This window comes from Lachnoclostridium sp. An196 (assembly GCF_002160135.1).
Lineage (GTDB): Bacteria > Bacillota > Clostridia > Lachnospirales > Lachnospiraceae > Hominiventricola > Hominiventricola avistercoris.
In genome coordinates this window covers 53,291-74,936 of sequence record NZ_NFJZ01000003.1, presented here as the reverse complement: position 1 = coordinate 74,936, position 21,646 = coordinate 53,291, and the positions used below count along the sequence as shown (strand labels likewise).

Sequence of the window (21,646 nt, the reverse complement as noted above, 5' to 3'; positions counted from 1 at the left end):
TATTTTTAATCACTGCGATGATCCAGTTTATAACCATTGCGGAATGTAGTAAGCTAGGCCTACCTCACCACAATAGTGCATTGTCCATAATAACATAAACCATCTGCAGTGTCAACCATTTTTTCCCTGAACTGTTACTTATTTAAAGTGCGAAAAAAGGCACCGCAACAGCGATGCCTCTTTGTTGTCCACTCTCTTATTTCAGGGTAACTTTTGCGCCCTCTGCCTCGAGTTTGGTCTTCATCTCCTCAGCCTCTGCCTTGGAAACGCCCTCTTTGATCACCTTCGGTGCACCGTCAACTACATCTTTTGCCTCTTTCAGGCCAAGACCGGTTGCTTCACGAACCACTTTGATAACTTTAACTTTGTTCGGGCCAACCTCGGTCAGCTCTACGTCGAAGGAATCTTTCTCCTCAGCCGCCTCAGCTGCCGGGCCTGCTGCTGCTACAACAACACCTGCCGCTGCGGATACGCCGAACTCTTCCTCACATGCTTTTACGAGCTCATTCAGCTCTAATACAGATAACTCTTTGATTGCTTCAATAAATTCTGCAGTCGTTAACTTTGCCATTTTCATTTACCTCCAATATTCATTCTCTGTTTGTTTCACGCCGCCTCTGCAAGGCAGCCTGTCTGTTTTTTACGCTTCCTGTTTCTCCGCGATCTGATTAAGCACACGCGCGAAGTTTGCGATCGGGCTCTGCATGCTTCCAAGCAGTCTTCCCAGAAGCACTTCTCTGGACGGAACTGCAGCGATAGCAGACATACCCTTTGCATCATAATAAGTTCCTTCCACAACGCCGGCTTTGATCTCCAGCTTGTCTGCCTTCTTCGCGAACTCGGCAAGGATTCTCGCCGGTGCGGTGGCATCTGTTTTGGAAACTGCAATGGCGGACGGACCTGCGAGATGCTGTGCCAGCGGCTCAAACTCCGTTCCCTTCACTGCAAAGTTCAGCATCGTGTTCTTGTAAACCTTGTAAACGATACCTTCTGCTCTCATCTGTTTACGAAGCTGCGTATCCTGCTCAACGGTCAGTCCTACAGGGTCTACCAGAACTACGCAGGCAGCGCCTTCCAGATTTGCAGAAATTTCTTCTACAATCGGTTTTTTCAGTTCAACTTTTGCCATGAATGGTTTCCTCCTTATAGATTTTTAAGAGTGACAACCGCAAGAATTGGTTCCCACCGGAAAATCTTCCGGCAAAAAAATCCCTCTGTGCCGCAGACACAGAGGGATCACAAGTCATTCCATATCGAATGCTTTCCTCGGCAGGCGTTTACAACTTACGCACTCAGGCACCTGCTGTCTTCGGGCAGTCATCTTTAACTGTTTTAAAATATCATAATTTATAGTGGATGTCAACACCCTTTGCAGGCTTTTATGCCAGTTTCAGCGGATTGACCTTTACGCCCGGGCCCATGGTCGGAGCAATGGTTACGCTCTTCAGGTACTGTCCCTTTACAGCGGCAGGTCTTGCTTTGTTGATTGCATCCATAAGCGTCTGGAAGTTGTCCGCTAACTGCTCCTCGGTAAAAGATGCTTTTCCGATCGGCACATGGATAATGTTGGTTTTGTCAAGTCTGTACTCGATCTTACCGGCTTTGATATCCTGAACGGCTTTGGTCACGTCCATGGTGACGGTACCTGCCTTCGGGTTCGGCATCAGGCCTTTCGGTCCGAGCACACGGCCCAGGCGTCCAACAACGCCCATCATATCCGGAGTTGCAACAACCACATCAAAGTCAAACCATCCGCCCTGGATCTTCGGAACCAGTTCCTCAGCTCCTACGAACTCAGCGCCTGCTGCCTGCGCTTCATCTGCTTTCGGTCCTTTTGCGAATACCAGAACGCGAACCTGTTTTCCGGTTCCGTGCGGCAGAACTACCGCGCCGCGGATCTGCTGGTCTGCGTGACGTCCGTCGCATCCGGTTCTGATGTGAGCCTCGATGGTCTCGTCGAATTTTGCGGTTGCCAGTTTTTTCACGATTGCGACTGCTTCGTCTCTATCGTACTGAGTCTGCCTGTCATACAGTTTTGCAGCCTCAACATATTTCTTACCATGTTTCATAATCTTTTTAACCTCCTAGTGGTAATGGCGGGATGAACCCTCCCACGTCTATTTGTCAGCAACAGTTGATTAATCGTCTACTACTGTGATACCCATACTTCTTGCAGTACCGGCGATCATGCTCATAGCTGCCTCCAGGCTGCCTGCAGTCAGATCCGGCATCTTCAGTTCTGCGATCTTCTGAATCTCAGATTTCTTGATCGTAGCGACTTTGTCTTTCTTGGAATTAGCGGAAGCAGTTTTCAGTCCGCATGCTTTCTTCAGCAGTACTGCTGCCGGCGGGGTCTTGGTAATGAAGCTGAAGCTTCTGTCCGCATACACCGTAATCACAACCGGGATAATCATATCTCCCTGGTCAGCGGTTCTTGCATTGAACTCCTTCGTGAACTGCACGATATTTACTCCGTGCTGTCCAAGAGCCGGGCCTACGGGCGGAGCCGGCGTAGCCTTTCCGGCCGGAATCTGTAATTTGATATAACCTGTAACTTTCTTTGCCATAACTAAGGCACCTCCTATTGTGGTAATGGCGGGATGAACCCTCCCACGATCTGCGGATACGCTAATCCGCAAACCAGTTTACATTTTCTTGATCTCTGTGAAACTTATCTCCACCGGCGTTTCACGGCCGAACAGATCAACATTGATCGTCACGCTCTGCTTGTTCTCATTGATCGCCTGGATAACACCAACGGTGTCTTTCCAAACGCCTCCGGTCACAACCACAGTATCGCCTTCCGCAAAATCAATCTGTACAGAATCCGAATGGATACCCAGCGGTCTCATTTCTTCGTCTGTGAGCGGAACCGGTTTAGATCCAGGGCCAACAAATCCGGTCACGCCCCTGGTGTTGCGTACCACATACCAGGTATCGTCGTTCATCACCATGTTGATCAGAACGTAGCCCGGGAACATCTTTTTCTGGACCTGACGGCTGACGCCGTCCTTCATCTCCACCACGTCCTGCATCGGAACTCTGACTTCAAGGATCTGATCTTCCAGATGTCTGTTTTCGATTGTCTTCTCAATGTTGGCCTTAACCTTGTTTTCATACCCGGAATAGGTATGAACCACATACCAGTTTGTCTCTGACATAAAATCACCTTTCTCCCAGCTTACAGCGTTACCAGAATGTCAATTCCAAAAGTCATGACCATATCCAGCACTTTGATAATAAGAGCCAAAACAACAGATGTGCTGATAACCGCAATCGTCTGTTTTGTGAGTGATTTCCTGTCTGTCCAGCTGATCTTTTTAAATTCGGCTTTCAGCCCCGTGAACCAACTGGTCTTCTGGGCTTTCTGGGTCTTTTTCGTCTCTCCCATCTTCTCACATCCTTTACGATCCTTCGGCAGAATTACTTCGTTTCTTTATGAAGAGTATGTTTTCTGCAGAAACGGCAGTATTTCTTAGTCTCCATTCTGTCCGGGTGATTCTTTTTTTCTTTGGTCATGTTGTAGTTACGCTGTTTGCACTCCGTACATGCCAATGTGATCTTTACGCGCACAACTTTCCACCTCGCTTTTTATACTTTTTCTTTGGTGATCCTGCGAAAACCACCAATTTTTAGGCATAAAAAAAAAGCCTAAACTTCCATTCGCCAGATTACTATAGCATAGGGCGCATGAAGATGTCAAGGCTTTTTCCTGTTGATTTACTATTTCCGCAATTCTTCCGCCGCACGTACAAAGGCCGCGAATATTTTTCTGCTGTTTTCTTCCGCGCGGTACGAAAATTCCGGATGCCACTGGACCGCCCAGACAAATCTGCGGTCAGGCATATATACTCCTTCCGTCAATCCATCTTCCGACACCGCCATGACTTCCAGCCCCGGCGCCAGCTGTCTGACCGCCTGGTGATGGTAGCTGTTGACTGCCAGGCTGCGGCAGCCCAGCAGATCATAAAGGGGTGTTCCTTCCTTGATCTCCACTTCATGTACCGGCACATCATACGGAGGCTTCTGGCAATGCGTCATCCCGGTTCCCCGCTGGGACGGCAGATCCTGATACAGGGTCCCGCCCAGGGCCGCATTCAGGAACTGTATGCCTCTGCAGATTCCCAAAACCGGTATGTTTTTGTGCAGCACTTCTTCCAAAAGCATCTTTTCCATCCGGTCCCGTTCCGGACTGCACTCCCCGCACTGTGGCAGACGTTTTTCTCCATATAACTCCGGCGACACGTCCTGTCCCCCGGTGAGCAGAAATCCGTCGCACTGATCTGTCATCTGCCGGATGACTTCCCGGTCATCGGTCAGAGGAAGCATCAGCGGAAGCCCGCCGGCTTCCAGGATTCCTTCCATATATCCGGGAAGCATCCACCAGCTCTGTTTTTCATAATCCACCAGCGGCACTACGCCTATTACACATTTTTTCATCCTATTCCTCCTCATCCGGCTTCCGGCCAGGCAAAAAGGCCTGACTCCGCCCATTTCAAAGGGCACGAATCAGACCTTCCTGATATCTCATTCCGCTCTCAGCGGCATTTACAGTTTCTTCACGAACAAAGCGCGTATCGCATTCAGCACGGCGATAATCATCACGCCCACATCGGCGAAGATCGCCAGCCACATGTTCGCGATACCCATCGCCCCCAGCACCAGACAGATCAGCTTGATGCCAATGGCAAAAATTATATTCTGGTATACGATACGCAGACACTTGCGGGATATGCGGATCGCCTTCGCGATTTTCAGCGGGTCGTCGTCCATCAGCACCACGTCCGCCGCCTCGATCGCCGCATCCGATCCCATGGCCCCCATGGCGATGCCGATGTCAGCGCGGCCAAGCACAGGCGCATCGTTGATGCCGTCTCCCACAAACGCCAGTTTAACATTTTCCGGCTTGTTTTTCAACAGTTCTTCTACTTTATTTACTTTGTCCTCCGGAAGCAGTTCACTGTACACACTGTCCAGCCCAAGTTCTGAAGCCACCTGGTCCGCCACTTTCCGGGCGTCGCCGGTAAGCATCACGGTCTGACGAACGCCTGCTGCTTTCAGCGCCTGGACCGCCTCTTTCGAGTGCGGCTTTAGGACGTCGGATATGACGATGTGACCGGCATATGTCCCGTTGACCGCCATATGGATAATCGTGCCTACAGAATGACAATTAATATACGGAATCCCCAGCTGATTCATCAGCTTGTCATTGCCGGCTGCCACTTCCGTGCCGTCCACTCTGGCAATCACGCCGCCTCCGCTGATCTCCTTGATATCTGTCACCCGGCTGCGGTCAATCTCTTTTCCATACGCTTTCTGCAGGCTTCTGCTGATCGGATGCGATGAAGCGCTTTCCGCCAGAGCCGCGTATTCGATCAGTTTTTCATCTTCCAGTTCATTGTGATGGATGCCGTTGACTTCAAATACACCCTGGGTCAGCGTTCCCGTCTTATCAAATACCACAATCTTCGTCTGGGACAACGTCTCCAGATAATTGGAGCCTTTCACCAGAACGCCGGCATTGCTGGCCCCGCCTATTCCCGCGAAAAAGCTCAAAGGTATACTGATCACCAACGCGCACGGGCAGCTGATTACCAGGAACGTCAGCGCGCGGTAGATCCAGGTGCCCCAGTCAGCCGGAAGCCCCAGCGCGAACATCCGCGCCAGAGGCGGCAGGAATGCCAGCGCAAGAGCCGCATAGCATACCGCCGGCGTATAGACACGGGCAAATTTGCTGATAAAGTCCTCGGACCTGGATTTTCTGGAACTGGCATTTTCCACCAGATCCAGGATCCTGGACACCGTAGACTCTCCAAATTCCTTCGTGGTCCGGATCTTCAGCACGCCGGTCATATTGATGCAGCCGCTGATGATCTCATCTCCTGCCCTTGCATCCCGCGGCAGACTCTCTCCCGTCAGCGCGCTGGTATTCAGGCTGGAAGAGCCTTCTATGATGATACCGTCGATGGGCACTTTCTCGCCGGGCTGTACCACGATCATGCTTCCGATCTCCACTTCGTCCGGATCCACCTTCTCCAGCCTGCCGTCCCGTTCCACATTCGCGTAATCCGGGCGGATATCCATCAGTTCGCTGATATTTCTACGGCTCTTACCCACCGCGTAGCTCTGGAACCACTCGCCCACCTGATAGAACAGCATAACGGCAACTGCTTCTGTATAATCCCCGCTCCGGTCATAGAGCGCCAGCGCAATCGCGCCGACGGTCGCCACCGCCATCAGGAAATTCTCATCAAATACCTGGCGGTTCTTGATCCCTTTTAACGCTTTGAGCAAAATATCGTACCCGATAACCAGATAAGGCACCAGGTAAAGTATAAACCGTACAATTCCCGTCGCTGGTATGAAATTCAAAACGATCAGCAGAACCGCAGCCGCGATAATGCGGACCAGCATCTTTTTCTGCTTTTTGCTCATAACCAGATCCCTCCTGTATGTTAGATATACACTTCACAGTCGTCTTCGACTTTCTTGCAGTTTTTTCGAACTTCCTGCATGACCGCTTTAGGATCCTGGCCCTCTTCAAACTCCACATTCATCTTCAGCGTCATGAAGTTCACCACCGCGCTCTTCACTCCTGCAGTCTTGTTCGCTGCTTCTTCCATCTTATTGGCACAGTTTGCGCAGTCCACTTCGATTTTATAGGTCTTTTTCATGATTATATAACTCCCTTCTTTTTTCGATTAAACGTATGTTTAATTGTTAAATTCATAATATCTCGTTTGACCGTGAATGTCAATACCTTGCGGTAATCTTTTTCAATACTTTTTTTCAATTGTTTCCTATATAATGACTGTGCTATAATGGGAACAAACCGGAAACGAAGGAGGAATATTTGTGACGGATACCAGACTGCCCCATGACCACGGGCAGAGTATAGAAAAAGAACTGGATCAGATGCCGGGAGCAGAGGTCTTTCAGACTGCAGCGGATATTTTCAAACAGCTCGGCGACGGAAACCGCGTCCGTATCTTCTGGATCCTGTGCCACTGTGAAGAATGTGTCATCAATATCGCCTCCATGGTAGGCATGAGCAGTCCGGCGGTCTCCCATCATCTGAAGCAGCTGAAGGCCGGCCACCTGATCACCTCCCGCCGCAGCGGAAAAGAAATGTATTATAAAGCCGCCGAGACAGAACAGGCGCAGCTTCTGCATCACGTGATCGAGCAGATCGTGCAGGTGACCTGTTTATCGAAAGCGGACGGGGAATGACGGCTGCGGGGTTATCTTTACGGCGGCGGTAAAGCGGATCGGGATCAGGTAAGATGTGGAGATTGATATTGGCGGATATAAAATATCGATTGTATTTTCTGCAGCGTGGGCAAATTATGAGCTTTGTCCACGCTGCTTTATTTATGCTTTCACAATGACCGCGTCAAAACCTGCCTCCTGCAGACGGGCTTTCATAGCCTCCGCGTTCTCTTTGACTCCATATGCGCCTGTCTGAACTCGGTACAGTTCCTTCGGATCGCCGACAGGCGTTTCTTCTCCCGGAGCCGCAGGAGCTGTTTCCTGGCTCTCCTGGATATGCTGTCCGGTAATCCCGTACACGATCGCTGCGGCCATCTTCCGAAAATCGTACAGTTCCACATCATCTTTATCATCCACGAAACAACATTCCACCAGTACTGCCGGAGCCTTTGTATGCTTCAGCACGTAAAGACTGGTGCTGTATTTCACTCCGCGGTTCCGGAATCCCAGTCCGGAAACCGTCTGGCAAACCTTCTCCGCATACGCTTTGGCCGTGCTGGATGCAGAATACACATAGGCTTCCACGCCTGTGGTCTTATCATCACCGGCCGGATCCCCTGCTCCGCTGTTAAAATGAATAGACACATCCAGGTCCACATCATGGTCGTTACACTGGGCTACGATTTTCTGCAGTACATCGGTCTGTCCGGTACCGTTGTTGCAGGTACAATCATAGACCGTATGTCCCAGTTCCCGGAGCTGGCTGATCACCTCTTCCTTAACTCTCCGGTTTTCCGTGGATTCATTGATCAGCCCCACGGCGCCGCTTGCCACTTTTCCGGCCGGATTATGGCCGGCATGTACGTTAAACCTCATAGATACCTCTCTTTCTTCCGATTATTGTGCTGACGCAAGGGCAAAACATCCGGGTGCCGCTTCTATAAGGGCACAAATTTGTCCTTGCAGAATTATCGGAATCTCTTTTATTTATAGTACGCTCAGTATCTTGAGTTTGATTTTCTGGAAGCCAAAGTATGCGGGGGCCTATCTCAAGTTTTATCTCCTTCAATAATTTTCCAATATCCTTTTCGATCAGAACCTACACGAGAAATCTTTCCTTCTTTTTTTAATGTTTTTATGACGCGAGCTACTTTACGTGTACTGATTTCCAAAATTGAACTTAACTCCTTTGCTGTGGCATTTGGTTTTTGTGACAAGACTCTAATCATCTGCTCTTAGATGGCATTATAAACTCATTGGCACCAGCCTGCTTTTTAAACCCCTCGAATTCGAGGGGGTTTAAAATCTGAATTATGTAATCATTCCCATAGGCTCAGAAATTCTATTACATCCCGATTTCTCATCCAGTTTTGAATAACCGCCGTCGGATCATCGCTCTTATACCGGGCAATATCTGTCAAAGGAAGAAATTCATCTTCAAAATCTTGACAGCAGATTTCTTTCTTCCTACACCGGGTCTCGCACCGCCACGCCTGCCTGTGTTATTGGATCCCTTCCTTCGAAAAAATGAGCAGCCGCAGACGGCCGCCCTTAATTACCCTTTTGAAAACGCTTTTTTCGCGCACGAGCCCCCGCGCCCGTTCCCACGGGGCAGAGTCGTAGAGATTTTGAACGCCCCTGCCTGTAAATTTTTATGAAATAGGTTGAATTTCTCCTATTCCCGGATATAATAAAAACAAAGAGCAAAGGAGGTCTCATTATGAATATCAACACGAAAAACCTGGTTTCCATCACCGATGCCAATCAAAACTTCTCTAAAGTAGCCCGCCTTGTAGATGAGAATGGTTCTGTTATCATATTAAAGAACAATGTTCCCCGATATCTGGTCATAGAATTCAGTGCCGCTGAGCAAGAACAGCTTGCCGCCGATGAAGATGTCATGGCTATTTCCAAACGTCTCATTGAAAAGAACCGACAGGCTTACGAGGTACTTGCCAAATGATCCGATTATCCAAACCGCAGATACTTCTGCTGCATGAACAACTCATTGCAGAAACCGGAGGTTCATCCGGCCTGCGCGATGAAGGAATGCTGGACTCTGCGCTGAACGCACCTTTTCCCTTTTCATTCTTGTAACACCGCAAATAATTCTTTCCGAATGATTTCTTAACAATAGCCATATTACCATTCTCCTCTATGTACACCTTAGCCATCCATATGCGTCATTCTTCTTTATGCCTTATTATTCATACAACTTGTAAAATACTTTTATACTTTCTGCAAATCCGTTCCTAATTTTGGAAAATTATTTAAACTTACTGTTTCCAACGTCTGCAACTGCTGTACCGCCAACTGCCGCAACAATTCCATACGCTCTTTTTGACTTTTCCCCTGATTAATTAAAACAGCATTATAACTTTCCAGATTCGCAAGTACCAGTAATTGATTCAGAGTTGCTACATCTCGCATATTTCCTTTCGATGTTGGATTTTCATCTTTCCACTGTTTTGCGGTTTTTCCAAATAAAACAACATTCAGCATATCCGCTTCATTCGCATAGGTATACGCTACCTGTGCAGGTGTCAGTTCCGGCGGAAGCAAATTTCCTTTGATTGCATCCGTATGTATCCTATAATTCAATTTGGAAATCTCTCTATTCAAATTCCAATTCAAAGACAATCGACTGTTTTCATCTGTCTTTAAACGCCTATAGTCTTTCATAATATACAACTGGAACTCTGGAGAAATCCAGGTTGCAAAAGACATGGCAATATCGCTATGAGCATATGTTCCTCCATAGCGTCCTGCTTTTGAAACAATACCAATAGCATCTGTCGCTTCAATCCATTTCTTAGGCGACATCGTAAAAGCATTCGCGCCAGCCTGTTTTCTAAACCCCTCGAATTCGAGGAGTTTAAAATCTGGATTATGCAGCCTTTCCCAGAGACCTAAAAATTCTATCACATCCCGATTCCTCATCCAGTTTTGAATAACTGCTGTCGGATCATCGCTCTTATATCGGGCAATATCCGTCAAGGAAATAAATTCATTTTCAAAATCCTGCGTATAAATTCCAATATCAACTCCGGCCGCATGAATTGTATCTTTAATTATCTTCCCCATTGTACCTCCCTTAAACAAACCATAACATTCTGAAACACTGTATTCTTTTCCCTTTAAGAAAAATCTGCTGAGTAACTATCCTCCTCCCCACATTTCCCGATATGCTTCAATATAATCCCCAATACAACCGGGATATACATCCAAATACTTTCTACATACCCTTTTGTACAATCCCAGGATTTTTTCATCACACGCAAAGTCCAGTAAATAATCTAACAAATGTGACAATTCATCTTCTGGCACAGTTCTGCTGCACACATCTTCAACTAACGGCAAATAAACCTCATAAGCTTTCTCATGCAATAGGACTATCTGCCCTGCAATCTGGTAAATATTTTCATCCATTAGATTACCTCAAAATATTTAAATGCCTCCGTTATCGCTTCTACCTTTTCTTTTGGCGGCCGTTTCCTCGGCTGTTTCAATTCCTCTGTCACATTAGGCGCGTCATACATTGTCAGTCCCAGAGATCTTTTCACCTCCGCAATATAAGCGGTATGTACCTTAAATCCATACTTCTGCTCCACATATTCCCGTATCATCTTATATGTGATTTTCGGTTTCGGCTGATATTTCTTCGCCCGTTCTGCAATCGCATCCAACGATATCTTATCATCGCCTTCTCCAAATTCTACCTTTACATTAATAACACTGTCCGGGGATTTGTGTGACAAAAGAACTACAGTCTCGACGTCGTTTTCGTTGAGCAACACCTTGCCACCATCTTCAGCGTCATAATCTACGCGGAATTTAAATCTGATTCGCTTCAGGATGCTTCCATTTTCCTGTCTTTCAGGAAACAGGTCAATCCTTTCAATAAGTGTATATCAGGTCCTTAACATAGCTATCCATTTTGGCGATCATCACATGTTCTTTATTCGCCATAGCCCCCTATGACTTCAGCAATTGCCGGGAGTTTGACCTGAATTGTTTCCCAACTACCAAAATATTCGATAAGGCTTTTATTGTCTTCATAGGAGATCACGCTCAGATCTCCCCTATTAGGTTTCCACTCCTCAATATCATATTCAAAAATAGGAACTATCTCATACTTATCTTGTTCGCTAATAGGCCTCTCGGCATCCGCGCTCTGAAAGCCACAATGAGGACATTTTGTCGCTCTATCAGAGATTTTCGTTCCACATTCTGGGCATAGAATCAAACTCATAATTCTGATACTCCTTAACAATAGTTACTTCCCCTGCAGGAACTCTGACATCTTTCCATACCCGCTGATATAAGCACCCTTTTGGGCTCTTGTCAGTGCCACATAAAGAAGACACTTTTCTGCAGTCATTGTTTCCTGCTCACTGACGGAATCTGTATGGTCGATTGCCGAAGCTAACGGAATAATCCTGTTGTTTGCTGCTACAACAAATACATACTGGAATTCCAGTCCCTTAACTCTGTGCATCGTGGCAACACGGATCCCGTCCAGGCCACGATCATCCGCCTTATTTCCCTTGATCTCATAACAGCGAATCCCACTCGAAGTGAAATGAGCGATATAATCATCAAGCAATTTGTGAGTCCTGGCGACAACACAGATATTTTTTGCAGACACACCGCCATCGATCAATCCTTTGATTTTCGCCAGGATTGCTTCAAATTCCTCGTTTGCGTTCGCAGTAGCAATTATCTCCGGAACTGATCCGTGCGTAAGGGACTGACAACGGTCCCCTGTGTCGAAGGAGTCATCCAAATCATCAAAGAATATTCCATTCAGCAAAGCAAATGCCGCCTTCCGAATCTCTTCCGTTGTTCTGTAATTGATTCTCAGAACACTGCTTCTGCCTCTGATATTGATTCCACACTTTGACAGAGCGGCTTTGTTTTTATAAATCCTCTGGTGCGCATCGCCAACTATGAAAATATCGTTCTCGTGTTCTTCACCGGCGATCGACCTGAGCAAACGAAACGCATTAGCGCTAAGATCCTGTCCCTCATCGACGATAACGTGCCTATATCGTGTTTCTGAGGATGTTTTTTCTATTAACAGCCTGCACTCATACATAGCTGTATTGATATCACGGACCTGATTTTCCTTCATCAGATTTTGGTAAGCTTCAAACACCTTCCATATCTGCATTCTCTTTTTTCTATCGAGTCTGGTGCCGCGCCCGGTTCTGCTTGCCTTAACATACTTCTCTAACGAAAAAGCCTCTTGGGCTACGACTACGCGATTATATTCTTCTTCATAGAAGCTCACAGGAAACTCCCCGGAAAAGTCCGTTCCTGTCACCGCTTCTTCCCAGAGGTTGTCCGCCTTTTCGTCATAGGCAATCTCTGCCGGATATCCATGCTCACGAAGGAACTGTGATACCCACGCATCCAGATTGATCACGTCAATTCTTCTGATCTCATCCAGCGTACAGATCTTTCGCAGATTATCCTTAATATCAGAGGCAAGGTTTGCTGTATAAGTGGTGAAAAGAATTCTTTCCTTATTCTTCAGCCCTGCTGCCAGATGCTTTGCCCTGTGCATTGCAACAACGGTTTTTCCGGTTCCTGCTCCGCCAAGTACTCTTGCAGAACCAGAATAGTTTTTATTCACAATTTTTCTCTGCGTTGGATGAAGGAACACTCTCCACTTCTCCAGCGGCTCAGCCATGATACGACGAAGTTCTTCTTCCCCTTCAACCACAACAAAGGACTTCAAAGACAACGGGCTTTCCAGAGCATCTGCCAAATTTTCCGCAGGTTTGCTGCCCTCTTTCTCTTCTTTGAAAAGCTCAATTACCTCATCAACGGGAATGCCTTCTACTACCCAGGACAGTGCCTCGAATGTATCACTGGCAAAGCTGGCTTTTTTAGCATAGAATTCCTGTGCATCTCCGATGGATCTCACGAAAGGAATCTGTTCTTCCGGAACCCCCAGTTCAATCAGCCCCTCATCCGTAAGTTCCGCAAATAGTACAAAGTCCTGTGCTGCAGGCTCCACAACCGGTGTTGTAACGATATCAAATACCTGAATGGCACCGGTCTTTGGATTGATCTCGCATTTTTTATTCCGTGCCCAATCATAAGCCTCATCATGATGGTCAACCCACAGAAGCAGATAAACTCCTGTCTCAGGCTGTCTTACAGTAATCCCACGGTAGGTATCATCGATCCGTACAGACCAGATTTTTTTATCCATACCGCCATTGATCTTCTCATAGTTTATTCCCGGAGACTGAGGATTATTACGGAACTTATTGATAAACTCCGTAACTTTCCCCTGGATCTGCCTCGGCAATGCTGCAAATGCAGTCAGGAAATCTGCGGATATAGCTACCTTTGCTGCTGCCTCCATCTATCACACCTCCTTGAACGTATCATCTATTTCATCCGATACGGTAAATATCTTCCAACCCGAAGCTTTGGCCTTTTCAATATCTTCTGCCTGATCTTCGGTCATAAATCCTATCTTCTTCTGGGTCCATGCCAGCTCTATTTCTGCAATAACTTCTCCGGATGCATCTGCCAGCTCATATCCAGCCTCTTCAGGAGCAGGAATGCCCCGTGCCTTACATTCATCGGAAATACTCTTGCTGATATCATCAAACAGCATGGATTTAATCTCATCCCAGGCTTCCACAGAAGCTTCAGCCGGTGCAACATCCTCTGCTGCGGTCTCCACCTTGCCATTAGGTAATGCTGAATACGTCTGATTGTCCAGTCCTGTGTAGCATACAGCAATGAACTGATCATCAAACTGCATCACATTGGAGAACTGCCAGAAGCCATTCCATTCCTGTTCATACTTATCTGTTCTGGAATCTTTACGATCATCCAGCACAGCACACACTGAAACAGCTGCATTTCTGTCGGCCTTCATCTTAGATGCCAGAATTCCGGCATACATATAAAGATGGGTATTATCACTCCGCGGAATCCACGTTCCGAAGAACGTTCCCGGCTGTACAAAATCATCTTCCGTATAATGAGTCTGCCCGTTCACCTTTCCGGTAACATCGTTCCAATTGATGAAATCTATGGAACTTGCTGCCTTAGTCGGTTCCAGAAGCGACAACGATATGCCGTGCGCATGAGCCGCAAATAACTTATCAGATCCATCAAGTTCCAGATATCTCATCAGCAGTTCCATAGCGGACATTTTATTCGGTCTTAAAGCATCTGCTTTAGCCGCACTGATTGTAGGCTGATACATCTTTGCACCGGACGGCATCTTCTCATAAGTTAATGTCGGGGTGAAATAATCTCCCTGCTGCGTAAACACAGATTGTACGTCTCTCCAGCTGAGGCTCCATACACGATATCTTCCGCTTCTCCGGATTGCCTCTCGCTTTAATGTATCGTCTGCAACTTTATCCTTATGATAGATAAACCCATCTGTGAAGATTGCCACCGGAAGCTTATCTGATTTCCCGACAGGGCTGATTATGAAGTCCGGCTTGCAACTTACTTTGACGCCCTGAGTCGCATCAAGTAATACCTGGGGTTCAATCTCCCAAGTCTGATCATTGATCTTTAATATGTATCCTTCCTTGCCTGAAATAAGCGACTTGGAAATATCTACCTTACGATTCTCATTCCCCATCTGAGCAAGAGCTTCTACAAACCGTCGCTCCAATTCACTGTCAAACAAAGAATTGACGGGAACGCTGGCCAGCTTCTCAATCTTTGTCAGATTGTCTTTTCCGCTCAAGATAGAACGCAGGATCCGGATTGCCGTGCTTCGTGATATATTGCCGATATTCTGGCTCTGCCTATAAGCATACAGACAGTGATAGCAGCCATCTTTCTGAGGATCCTCCTTACATGAGCACTGCTCCAGCTTCTGAAGCGCACGTTCAAAGATGTCGATGAGCGAATTCTTTTCGTTCATCAACTGCTTCAAATATCCTGTACCACCGGGAACGGAATCATATATTACAAGATACTGCTTCCGATAATCAGCATCAGGAACCGGCACTTCACTGACTGTTGCCCGAAGGTGATCCACATTGCCGAAGTATTCCTTCATTCCAAGCATGAAAGCGGCTGTAAATGACTCTGTCCGTACATTGGAAGAATCCATTGTTGTGGCCGGAATCAAAATACGCAGCGCCTCTGTTGCAAACTCACGGTAAAGGAATAAGCACTCTTCAAAGGGATCATTGCTGAATGCAGGCATCTTCCTGGTCTTGCAGTAGAACGTATGCACTTCCTTCCCGTGATCTGGCTGGATCTTTCCACAGTATTTACAGATCTTGAAGCCCTTTCTTACATCCTCAACACCGGACACAGAAAGCTTTTCTCCCACCATGTCGCTTTCACCGAAATTGATTTCTCTGAGAGTAGCCTTCTTTACAAACTCATAACCGAATGCAAACTCTTCATTATCCATCTGGTAAGCGCTTGAAATATCATGGTCTTCGTCTACGTCTACCAGCAGCTGCTTACAGTAGAATACATTTGACCGGTCATCGCTTTCATCAGAAATAAGGCTCTTGGTATAATCCATGTTGGAATAGACCATCTGCACTTTCAACATGTTGCGAACCTGTCCGGAATCCGCCCATGCCGGGCTTCCGCACTGTGGACAGCATGCAGTATTCTTTCCAGCCTCTTCAATCTGCGCATGCGAACAGTTCGGACACAATCTCCACTTTGCGGACTGGGAGCTGGTCAGATCAATCTGATCTATAGTCAGCTTTCTTCCGTCAACATAAAAGCTGTTATTCGGAGCGAATTCGCTTATAGCTGCGGAAGCGCTGCGGCTGTATTCATAAACAGACTTTCTATATTTTTTCTTTGTTTCACCTTCGCCGGCATCTGCCTCGTCCTTACGATACAGGACGGCTTTCAGAATGATTCCGGCCTCCGGGAAGGCATAGTTCGGAAGTAGGCCTTCATCCGACAGGAAATTGAACACATCCTTCTTGTTCAGTTCCTTTAACACGTTGATAAGAGCTGCCTGCTCTGCCTTCAGTTCCTTTATCTCATCCTCATAGGAAGAATCTTTTGGCTTGCTTTCCAGATCCTTCACCATGTCCTTCAGTTGCTTAATACTTGCCGATAAAGAATCCCTCTGCTTTTTCATTGCCTCAAAAGCTTCAAGGAGGCTCATATGCATCGGACTCTTTTTGAGACGGTCTCCTTGGGCAAATTCTTTCAGTTCCTGCTTTGCGGTATCATCCAGGTACTGAACAAACAGCTGGATGAAGGAATTCAGCAGGTGTGTAAGGTTATTCTGGACATAGCTAAGGAAATTAAATGGGAACATATCCATCGGATGGTTCTCTAATTTTCCAAGAATAATTCCTATGTTTTTAGGAATTGACTGTTCCGGCACCCCGCGCTTCACCCAGGAATCCATGCAATAGGCAACAAACTGACGATCCAGAACAGCAGAAGCCTTCAGGAAGATCTTCGGTGGCTGTACATTGCCTTCCATCATATCCAGCGGATCCGCATAGAAGTACAGATCATGCGGTCTCGCAGCTGCGACAGCCAGCGTCAATGCATTTCCATCTTTACGTCCAGCTCGTCCGGTACGCTGCAGGAATTGTGCCTGCGCCGGAGGCATACTGCAAAGGATGACGGTGGAAAGGTCACCGATATCGATACCCATTTCAAGCGTTGGCGTACAGGACAGAACATTCGGATCCCAGACCTTCTGTCCATCTTTACTCCGCTTGAAATCCACCTCCAGAGCTTCTCTGTCATCCCTCTCCAGAAGGCCAGTGTGCTCCTTAGCATTTATCCTGGCGATATCGCCTGATGTAAAAAGCTTCCCATAATAATCCAGCTCATCACTCTCTGCTTCTTCAAAAGAGCCGTTGCAAACGCTTCTCGTGCAAGGCGCTCCTTCCCATAGATCCTTATTCTCTTCAGATACTGCATGACCGATTCCACAGGTATCGCACTTAAGCTGAATCACCTTATCTGTGATATATACACGATCCTTATCCAAGCCATAGACCACATAGTCCGGGGCGATCTGAATCGTTACCACCAAACCGGCCTTCGTCAATTCCTCCAGAATGATCTGGCTGATCATAGTAAAGGTCGATGGCTCAATCATAAATTCATCGCAACACGAAGAAATCCAATCCGTATATTTCCTCTCTGCAACAGTATCGAAATTGAAGTTCCGTTTTCCTGTAGAATTATTCTGTTTAAAAATAAATCGCGGAGTATTTCTTCCGGACTGTCTTCCGGGCATCCAGCTCACCCGATCGTTGGAAAGCAGATAGGTATTTCCGTTTTCTTTCAAAAATAGATAGAATGCATCATCATCAAATGCACCATTCTGTCGCAGAATATTTACATAGCCCGCAACCATCTGCTCATATCGCTTCGCAGAGGTGTTCGGCAGCGACCCGATTTCATTGATCACACGCTCATGTACATTCCCGGCAACCTCAAGTAGTTCTTCTTTCTTGAATGACAGACAGGAACAGCCGGACTTCTCCAGTGTTCGTCCGATACGGCTTGTAAGTCCATACTCAAGCATGATCTCATAGGAGATTCTTTTTTCTATATCTGACATCAGTTTTTTGGCAAGTGCATCCTTACCCAGCTTACGATTCTGGATCATTTCCTCATAGGCACGCATCCAGGTCATATTCGGAGCAATGAAGAAACTGACAAAGCTTTCATCGTCCATCTGATCATGCCAGTAATCGATGAACCCCTTTGTGAAATCGGCAAGCGACTTTCCTGCGCCACCGTTCTCTACATAGCGCTGCAGTGCGCTTCTAAAGCCAAATCTCCATGTTCTTGCATTAAAGAATCCGGCACGATGTGCAGCATCCTGGACATTGTCAGAAAATGCCAGTGTCTTTTTGTCATCATTGAATTTTGATGCAAACAGCTGTGAGATGCTCGTACTGATCTCCGTAGCGCTCCGAAGACCCATCAGGGAGATGCCTCGCTTTGATCCGCAGAACGGGCACACAAACTGCTTATGATTTTTAGAACCTGAGGTCTTAATTGGATTCGGGATCAGGACTTTTACCGTATCAGCTCCACAATTGTCGCATGATGCAGATACGTCCTCGCCGATCTTTACCTGCAAACACTCAGGGCATAACTGGGCTTCTATAAATCCCCACGGACGATCGCTCTCCTTATGAGGGAACATCATCACGATTTTTTCATCCGCTTTAAAGTACAGGTTATAGAATGCCTCCAGGCTTGTAATGGTAGCATTCATACGCTCGCTTAATATCGAAGTCCATCCGGTAGCTCCGCAATCACGGCAGTTTACCACGGGCAAATACTGCTTCGCCTGTTGTGTATTCAGGTCATGTGCGATAGAGTATGTAACCATCTTTGGCGACACCTTTGCCACCAGACGACGCAGTTCTCTCATCCAAAGCTGAACCTGAACATTTAGGAAAGGCCGCAGGCTTTCCGTGGATCCTGTTCTGGCGTAGGAAATAAGCGCCAGAAGCGCATTTACAGCCTCTGCCGGGTCTTCCATCTCTTTCAGCGCCGGATAATTGACCTGCAATTCATCAACGATTGCTGATACTTGATAATAATTCCCCTTTATGAAGGAAATCATCGCCTGCATGAAGCTGTGATGCATCAGCTGTTTTCCTAAAGCGATCTTTCCCTCTGGTGTCGATATATCGGTATCAGGAAGATTCATCCATGCCTTTACCGCCTCAACGATATAAGCTTCCTCATCATCCTGCTGAGTTAAAGTGATGAGTTTCTTGACTTGCTCATCCGATGGAATAGTAAAGTCCGTGATATCAGAATCAGCAAAAAACTCTGCCGGTGAAAGTCTGTCTTCCGTGATGACTGCATTTTCCTCGAACGGTTCTCCGAAGATCTCCGATGCATATTCTAGGATTCCCTTACCGTTATCCTTAGAACCCATCGTTGCAGATGTCCCGATGCAGCAAAGATAGCCTGCCGGTGTCCACAAACGTGATTTCAGACGCCGGAGCAAGCAGGCAAGATCTGTTCCCTGTGCACCATCAAAAGTATGCAACTCATCGACAGCGATGTATTTCAGTGTATCCGGTGCATTATCTTTCCAGAGTCCGGCATCCTTCGGACGAACAAGCAGGTAATCAAGCATTTTATAGTTCGTCATCAGGATATCAGGTGGCGCATTAAGCAATGTTTCATGATCCGTGATAACATTATCTTCGCTCATCATACGGCTCGGAGTATGCTCACGACCACCCACATACATGCCAACAGTCACGTTTCCCCGTAACTCCGGACTTTTGTGAATAAGGCCTGCTATACGTCTTGCCTGATCTGTTGCCAGCGCATTCATCGGATAAATAATGAGTGCCTTAATGCCATTTTCGCCCCGATGCTGATAACAGTATTCCAGAATAGGATACAGAAAACACTCCGTTTTACCGGAACCGGTTCCTGTTGCGATCAAAGTGGATCGTCCATCATCTCCGGTCAATCTTTGAAAAGCTGTATCCTGATGAACATACGGGAGGTATGCAGGATGGATTGCCTCGAAACAGTCCGGCATCTTCTCTGCCACCCGGAAAGGAAGGCGCACAGATACATAGGGTTCATGATAAACAGAATCCTTTATCTCCAGCATATTTCTAACGGAGCCTCTAAAAGGCTCATTCGTCATCGGGAATGTGGTTTCTATATAGTCCCCGATTCCTTTCTCTAATTGTTTTGCAAGTATGGATGGTAACATACTGCACGACCTCCTTCGTTATTCTGATATGTTTGTACCACCTACAAGTACAACTTCCCATCATCGGGAATACTATCGGATGCAGATATTAGCTTTTTAACATCCTTGCTCTTTGATAAGTATTCTTCTTTACTGTGGTACAAGGCATATTCTGCATCAAATTCTATAGAATCCGGTAATAAAGCAATCCTTTTTACACATTTACGACCTAAAACAACCTTGTCCCGATACGGCATATCTGTTTCCAAGTGAATGTAATACTGAATTATCTCACGAAACCGCTGATCAGAAGATATGTCACTAATCAGCTTTGCCCACTTATTGCATCCTCCAGTCGCCACGCCATTATCATAGAAAAACAGAACCGCGTATTTCTTCAGTACTTCTGTAAAAGGAACGATGAGTGCATTAATAATAACGCATGCAAAAAAGCCGTTTTCACTTCCATCCAACAAACCATCATATATGCGCTTAATGAATGAACCAATATCATTTATGTGTTCATCCACATTACTACTTGTCACATCAAATCTTGGTAGCTCCAGCTTTCGCGCATCAGATTCAAGATAAGTAATATATCTTTCCGTTTTCTCTTTCAGTTCATTGAAATCCCTCTGCCGAACATATTGTCTGAACTCCTCCATGTTTGAAGAAATATATTCCAGACCAGACAATGTGCGCTGAAATCCCGCATATGTCATTGAATACACCTGTCCTATAGCTGCATTGTTCAGCCAGCCAATCCTGGAGATCTCCTGCATCCCCTCTTCTGAAAGCTGCAGTTTCTCACCAATCTGCTTGATTTTTTTATCAGCTTCAATCAAATGTGTCTCATCACTAACCATTTCCTTCAATTCATCCAATGTAAATGAGAGAGGTTTTGCCATATCCATCATAGTTCCATCAGGACGCCTTGCTCCACCCGTGCTAATAGCAACCTCTCCTGATTCAATGGCTTTTTCTGCCTCTGGAGAGTGCGAATACAGGTAAATCCTTCTGTTCTTATCTTCATTATGATTCATTATCGCATTCTCCTTATCTCCTCCGCTCTCGCTGCTGTTGCAGTAAGCCCATAGAATAAAGCCATTCGCCTGATGCTACATTCACGAGCCTGAGCCTCTAAATTCTTAAAATCAGATCCAGTACATCCTTGTGCATACAAATCTCTTACCTGAGAATCGGGGTGGACTCCGGAAAAGATTTGATATCGAATTAACTGAGCGGATTCATATTGCTTACAGCGTTCCTCATCATACAGCGCCGTCTCATAAATCACATCTTCTAAAGCCTTCTTCACCCAAATACGTATCATTGTCGATGACTTTAATAATTCAATCTTCCCAACAAGATTCTTTTGAGTGTAATAGTACTTACTCGATAACAACCAATTGAGATCCGTCATAGAATTAAACATGAACTCTCTATCAATATCTATCCTTTGTAGGTTTTCTGTTTTCATCTCCTCAAGATTTCTGCAAAACCTGGAAAGTATTTTTCGAGCATCGTGTCCAAGCTCACTATCAACTATATATCCATTTTCTGCGACAAAATCTTCTGCTGCATATATCAGTAATCCTTGTCCCAAAATATAATCTGTGCCATTAAATCCTTTCTGTGCAGATGAAATAAGCTCTGCTTTCGTTTTATGTAGGCCGCAAACGCTCGATACTGAGGCATCGTTGCACTTTGAAAGGATGTACTCAACGTAACTCTTTGTCATATTGTCGTTAC

At 46.3% G+C, this 21,646-nt stretch carries 22 protein-coding genes, 1 pseudogene and 1 other annotated feature; of the genes and pseudogenes, 3 read left to right on the top strand and 20 right to left on the bottom strand.

Annotated features, from left to right (window positions below; translation table 11 throughout):
* Window positions 1-196: 196 nt before the first annotated feature.
* The 10 genes from rplL to B5F29_RS04755 all read right to left on the bottom strand — a co-directional run bounded on the left by rplL (window position 197) and on the right by B5F29_RS04755 (window position 6,674).
* Window positions 197-571, bottom strand: a complete 375-nt coding sequence (gene rplL / locus B5F29_RS04800) for a 50S ribosomal protein L7/L12 (RefSeq protein ID WP_087153546.1) — start codon at window positions 569-571, stop codon at window positions 197-199.
* A 69-nt stretch (window positions 572-640) separates the two neighbouring features.
* Window positions 641-1,129 carry a 50S ribosomal protein L10 gene (gene rplJ, locus B5F29_RS04795; protein WP_087153545.1) on the bottom strand — a complete coding sequence of 163 codons (489 nt, stop codon included), beginning with the start codon at window positions 1,127-1,129 and terminating at the stop codon, window positions 641-643.
* A gap of 66 nt (window positions 1,130-1,195) precedes the next feature.
* Window positions 1,196-1,331, bottom strand: a sequence feature (ribosomal protein L10 leader region).
* Window positions 1,332-1,379: 48 nt separating this feature from the next.
* Entirely contained in the window at window positions 1,380-2,069 is a 690-nt protein-coding gene (rplA, locus tag B5F29_RS04790; RefSeq protein ID WP_087153544.1) for a 50S ribosomal protein L1, read from the bottom strand.
* 69 nt (window positions 2,070-2,138) lie between these two features.
* Complete coding sequence (gene rplK / locus B5F29_RS04785) at window positions 2,139-2,567, bottom strand: 50S ribosomal protein L11 (RefSeq protein WP_087153543.1); 429 nt, start codon at window positions 2,565-2,567, stop codon at window positions 2,139-2,141.
* Window positions 2,568-2,645: 78 nt separating this feature from the next.
* Window positions 2,646-3,161 carry a transcription termination/antitermination protein NusG gene (gene nusG / locus B5F29_RS04780; protein WP_087153542.1) on the bottom strand — a complete coding sequence of 172 codons (516 nt, stop codon included), beginning with the start codon at window positions 3,159-3,161 and terminating at the stop codon, window positions 2,646-2,648.
* Window positions 3,162-3,181: 20 nt separating this feature from the next.
* The gene (secE, locus tag B5F29_RS04775; RefSeq protein ID WP_087153541.1) at window positions 3,182-3,391 is read right to left on the bottom strand and encodes a preprotein translocase subunit SecE; all 210 of its coding nucleotides are present in this window, start codon (window positions 3,389-3,391) and stop codon (window positions 3,182-3,184) included.
* A 32-nt stretch (window positions 3,392-3,423) separates the two neighbouring features.
* Entirely contained in the window at window positions 3,424-3,573 is a 150-nt protein-coding gene (rpmG, locus tag B5F29_RS04770) for a 50S ribosomal protein L33 (protein ID WP_087153540.1), read from the bottom strand.
* Between the two features lie 150 nt (window positions 3,574-3,723).
* On the bottom strand, window positions 3,724-4,440 hold the full coding sequence (locus B5F29_RS04765) for a gamma-glutamyl-gamma-aminobutyrate hydrolase family protein (protein ID WP_087153539.1): 717 nt from the start codon (window positions 4,438-4,440) through the stop codon (window positions 3,724-3,726).
* 108 nt (window positions 4,441-4,548) lie between these two features.
* A complete protein-coding gene (locus B5F29_RS04760) occupies window positions 4,549-6,435 on the bottom strand; it encodes a heavy metal translocating P-type ATPase (protein WP_087153538.1) in 1,887 nt (628 codons plus the stop codon).
* A gap of 20 nt (window positions 6,436-6,455) precedes the next feature.
* Entirely contained in the window at window positions 6,456-6,674 is a 219-nt protein-coding gene (locus tag B5F29_RS04755) for a cation transporter (protein WP_087153537.1), read from the bottom strand.
* Window positions 6,675-6,855: 181 nt separating this feature from the next.
* Here B5F29_RS04755 and B5F29_RS04750 point away from each other — a divergent pair, with 181 nt between their 5' ends.
* Window positions 6,856-7,230 carry an ArsR/SmtB family transcription factor gene (locus B5F29_RS04750; RefSeq protein WP_164488371.1) on the top strand — a complete coding sequence of 125 codons (375 nt, stop codon included), beginning with the start codon at window positions 6,856-6,858 and terminating at the stop codon, window positions 7,228-7,230.
* Window positions 7,231-7,371: 141 nt separating this feature from the next.
* Here B5F29_RS04750 and B5F29_RS04745 read toward each other — a convergent pair whose 3' ends face one another.
* On the bottom strand, window positions 7,372-8,085 hold the full coding sequence (locus B5F29_RS04745) for an N-acetylmuramoyl-L-alanine amidase (protein WP_087153536.1): 714 nt from the start codon (window positions 8,083-8,085) through the stop codon (window positions 7,372-7,374).
* A 173-nt stretch (window positions 8,086-8,258) separates the two neighbouring features.
* On the bottom strand, window positions 8,259-8,438 hold the full coding sequence (locus tag B5F29_RS04740) for an HTH domain-containing protein (RefSeq protein WP_087153535.1): 180 nt from the start codon (window positions 8,436-8,438) through the stop codon (window positions 8,259-8,261).
* A gap of 491 nt (window positions 8,439-8,929) precedes the next feature.
* On the opposite strand from B5F29_RS04740, the gene B5F29_RS04730 reads away from it, so the two are divergent.
* The gene (locus tag B5F29_RS04730) at window positions 8,930-9,172 is read left to right on the top strand and encodes a type II toxin-antitoxin system Phd/YefM family antitoxin (protein WP_087153534.1); all 243 of its coding nucleotides are present in this window, start codon (window positions 8,930-8,932) and stop codon (window positions 9,170-9,172) included.
* A complete protein-coding gene (locus B5F29_RS04725; protein ID WP_087153533.1) occupies window positions 9,169-9,306 on the top strand; it encodes a cell filamentation protein Fic in 138 nt (45 codons plus the stop codon). The genes B5F29_RS04730 and B5F29_RS04725 overlap by 4 nt, the downstream gene beginning before the upstream one ends.
* Before the next feature lie 132 nt (window positions 9,307-9,438).
* On the opposite strand, the gene B5F29_RS04720 is transcribed toward B5F29_RS04725, so the two are convergent.
* From B5F29_RS04720 to B5F29_RS04685, 8 genes and pseudogenes are all read right to left on the bottom strand, one after another.
* Complete coding sequence (locus B5F29_RS04720; protein ID WP_087153532.1) at window positions 9,439-10,293, bottom strand: KilA-N domain-containing protein; 855 nt, start codon at window positions 10,291-10,293, stop codon at window positions 9,439-9,441.
* A 75-nt stretch (window positions 10,294-10,368) separates the two neighbouring features.
* Window positions 10,369-10,638, bottom strand: coding sequence for a hypothetical protein (locus B5F29_RS04715; protein WP_087153531.1), 270 nt, complete (start codon window positions 10,636-10,638; stop codon window positions 10,369-10,371).
* Window positions 10,638-10,985, bottom strand: a pseudogene (locus B5F29_RS04710) (hypothetical protein); the annotation flags it as partial. The gene B5F29_RS04715 and the pseudogene B5F29_RS04710, both read right to left, overlap by 1 nt.
* A 182-nt stretch (window positions 10,986-11,167) precedes the next feature.
* Complete coding sequence (locus B5F29_RS04705; RefSeq protein ID WP_087153529.1) at window positions 11,168-11,461, bottom strand: zinc ribbon domain-containing protein; 294 nt, start codon at window positions 11,459-11,461, stop codon at window positions 11,168-11,170.
* 24 nt (window positions 11,462-11,485) lie between these two features.
* Window positions 11,486-13,588 (bottom strand): UvrD-helicase domain-containing protein, encoded by a 2,103-nt coding sequence (locus tag B5F29_RS04700; RefSeq protein WP_087153528.1) that lies wholly within the window; start codon window positions 13,586-13,588, stop codon window positions 11,486-11,488.
* Window positions 13,589-13,591: 3 nt separating this feature from the next.
* Window positions 13,592-19,915 carry a DEAD/DEAH box helicase gene (locus B5F29_RS04695; protein WP_087153527.1) on the bottom strand — a complete coding sequence of 2,108 codons (6,324 nt, stop codon included), beginning with the start codon at window positions 19,913-19,915 and terminating at the stop codon, window positions 13,592-13,594.
* Window positions 19,916-19,956: 41 nt separating this feature from the next.
* Entirely contained in the window at window positions 19,957-20,937 is a 981-nt protein-coding gene (locus B5F29_RS04690; protein WP_087153526.1) for a hypothetical protein, read from the bottom strand.
* Window positions 20,937-21,635 carry a hypothetical protein gene (locus B5F29_RS04685; RefSeq protein WP_087153525.1) on the bottom strand — a complete coding sequence of 233 codons (699 nt, stop codon included), beginning with the start codon at window positions 21,633-21,635 and terminating at the stop codon, window positions 20,937-20,939. The genes B5F29_RS04690 and B5F29_RS04685 overlap by 1 nt, the downstream gene beginning before the upstream one ends.
* Between the last annotated feature and the right edge of the window lie 11 nt (window positions 21,636-21,646).

What these genes read in the sequence shown, in the direction of transcription:
- nusG (WP_087153542.1), bottom strand. Translation starts at nt 3,161, where the DNA reads ATGTCAGAGACAAACTGGTATGTGGTTCATACCTATTCCGGGTATGAA.
- B5F29_RS04715 (WP_087153531.1), bottom strand. Translation starts at nt 10,638, where the DNA reads ATGGATGAAAATATTTACCAGATTGCAGGGCAGATAGTCCTATTGCAT.
- rplL (WP_087153546.1), bottom strand. Translation starts at nt 571, where the DNA reads ATGGCAAAGTTAACGACTGCAGAATTTATTGAAGCAATCAAAGAGTTA.
- rplJ (WP_087153545.1), bottom strand. Translation starts at nt 1,129, where the DNA reads ATGGCAAAAGTTGAACTGAAAAAACCGATTGTAGAAGAAATTTCTGCA.
- B5F29_RS04760 (WP_087153538.1), bottom strand. Translation starts at nt 6,435, where the DNA reads ATGAGCAAAAAGCAGAAAAAGATGCTGGTCCGCATTATCGCGGCTGCG.
- B5F29_RS04745 (WP_087153536.1), bottom strand. Translation starts at nt 8,085, where the DNA reads ATGAGGTTTAACGTACATGCCGGCCATAATCCGGCCGGAAAAGTGGCA.
- B5F29_RS04705 (WP_087153529.1), bottom strand. Translation starts at nt 11,461, where the DNA reads ATGAGTTTGATTCTATGCCCAGAATGTGGAACGAAAATCTCTGATAGA.
- B5F29_RS04725 (WP_087153533.1), top strand. Translation starts at nt 9,169, where the DNA reads ATGATCCGATTATCCAAACCGCAGATACTTCTGCTGCATGAACAACTC.
- rplA (WP_087153544.1), bottom strand. Translation starts at nt 2,069, where the DNA reads ATGAAACATGGTAAGAAATATGTTGAGGCTGCAAAACTGTATGACAGG.
- B5F29_RS04730 (WP_087153534.1), top strand. Translation starts at nt 8,930, where the DNA reads ATGAATATCAACACGAAAAACCTGGTTTCCATCACCGATGCCAATCAA.
- B5F29_RS04695 (WP_087153527.1), bottom strand. Translation starts at nt 19,915, where the DNA reads ATGTTACCATCCATACTTGCAAAACAATTAGAGAAAGGAATCGGGGAC.
- B5F29_RS04720 (WP_087153532.1), bottom strand. Translation starts at nt 10,293, where the DNA reads ATGGGGAAGATAATTAAAGATACAATTCATGCGGCCGGAGTTGATATT.
- secE (WP_087153541.1), bottom strand. Translation starts at nt 3,391, where the DNA reads ATGGGAGAGACGAAAAAGACCCAGAAAGCCCAGAAGACCAGTTGGTTC.
- B5F29_RS04765 (WP_087153539.1), bottom strand. Translation starts at nt 4,440, where the DNA reads ATGAAAAAATGTGTAATAGGCGTAGTGCCGCTGGTGGATTATGAAAAA.
- rplK (WP_087153543.1), bottom strand. Translation starts at nt 2,567, where the DNA reads ATGGCAAAGAAAGTTACAGGTTATATCAAATTACAGATTCCGGCCGGA.
- B5F29_RS04690 (WP_087153526.1), bottom strand. Translation starts at nt 20,937, where the DNA reads ATGAATCATAATGAAGATAAGAACAGAAGGATTTACCTGTATTCGCAC.
- B5F29_RS04740 (WP_087153535.1), bottom strand. Translation starts at nt 8,438, where the DNA reads ATGATTAGAGTCTTGTCACAAAAACCAAATGCCACAGCAAAGGAGTTA.
- B5F29_RS04755 (WP_087153537.1), bottom strand. Translation starts at nt 6,674, where the DNA reads ATGAAAAAGACCTATAAAATCGAAGTGGACTGCGCAAACTGTGCCAAT.
- B5F29_RS04700 (WP_087153528.1), bottom strand. Translation starts at nt 13,588, where the DNA reads ATGGAGGCAGCAGCAAAGGTAGCTATATCCGCAGATTTCCTGACTGCA.
- B5F29_RS04685 (WP_087153525.1), bottom strand. Translation starts at nt 21,635, where the DNA reads ATGACAAAGAGTTACGTTGAGTACATCCTTTCAAAGTGCAACGATGCC.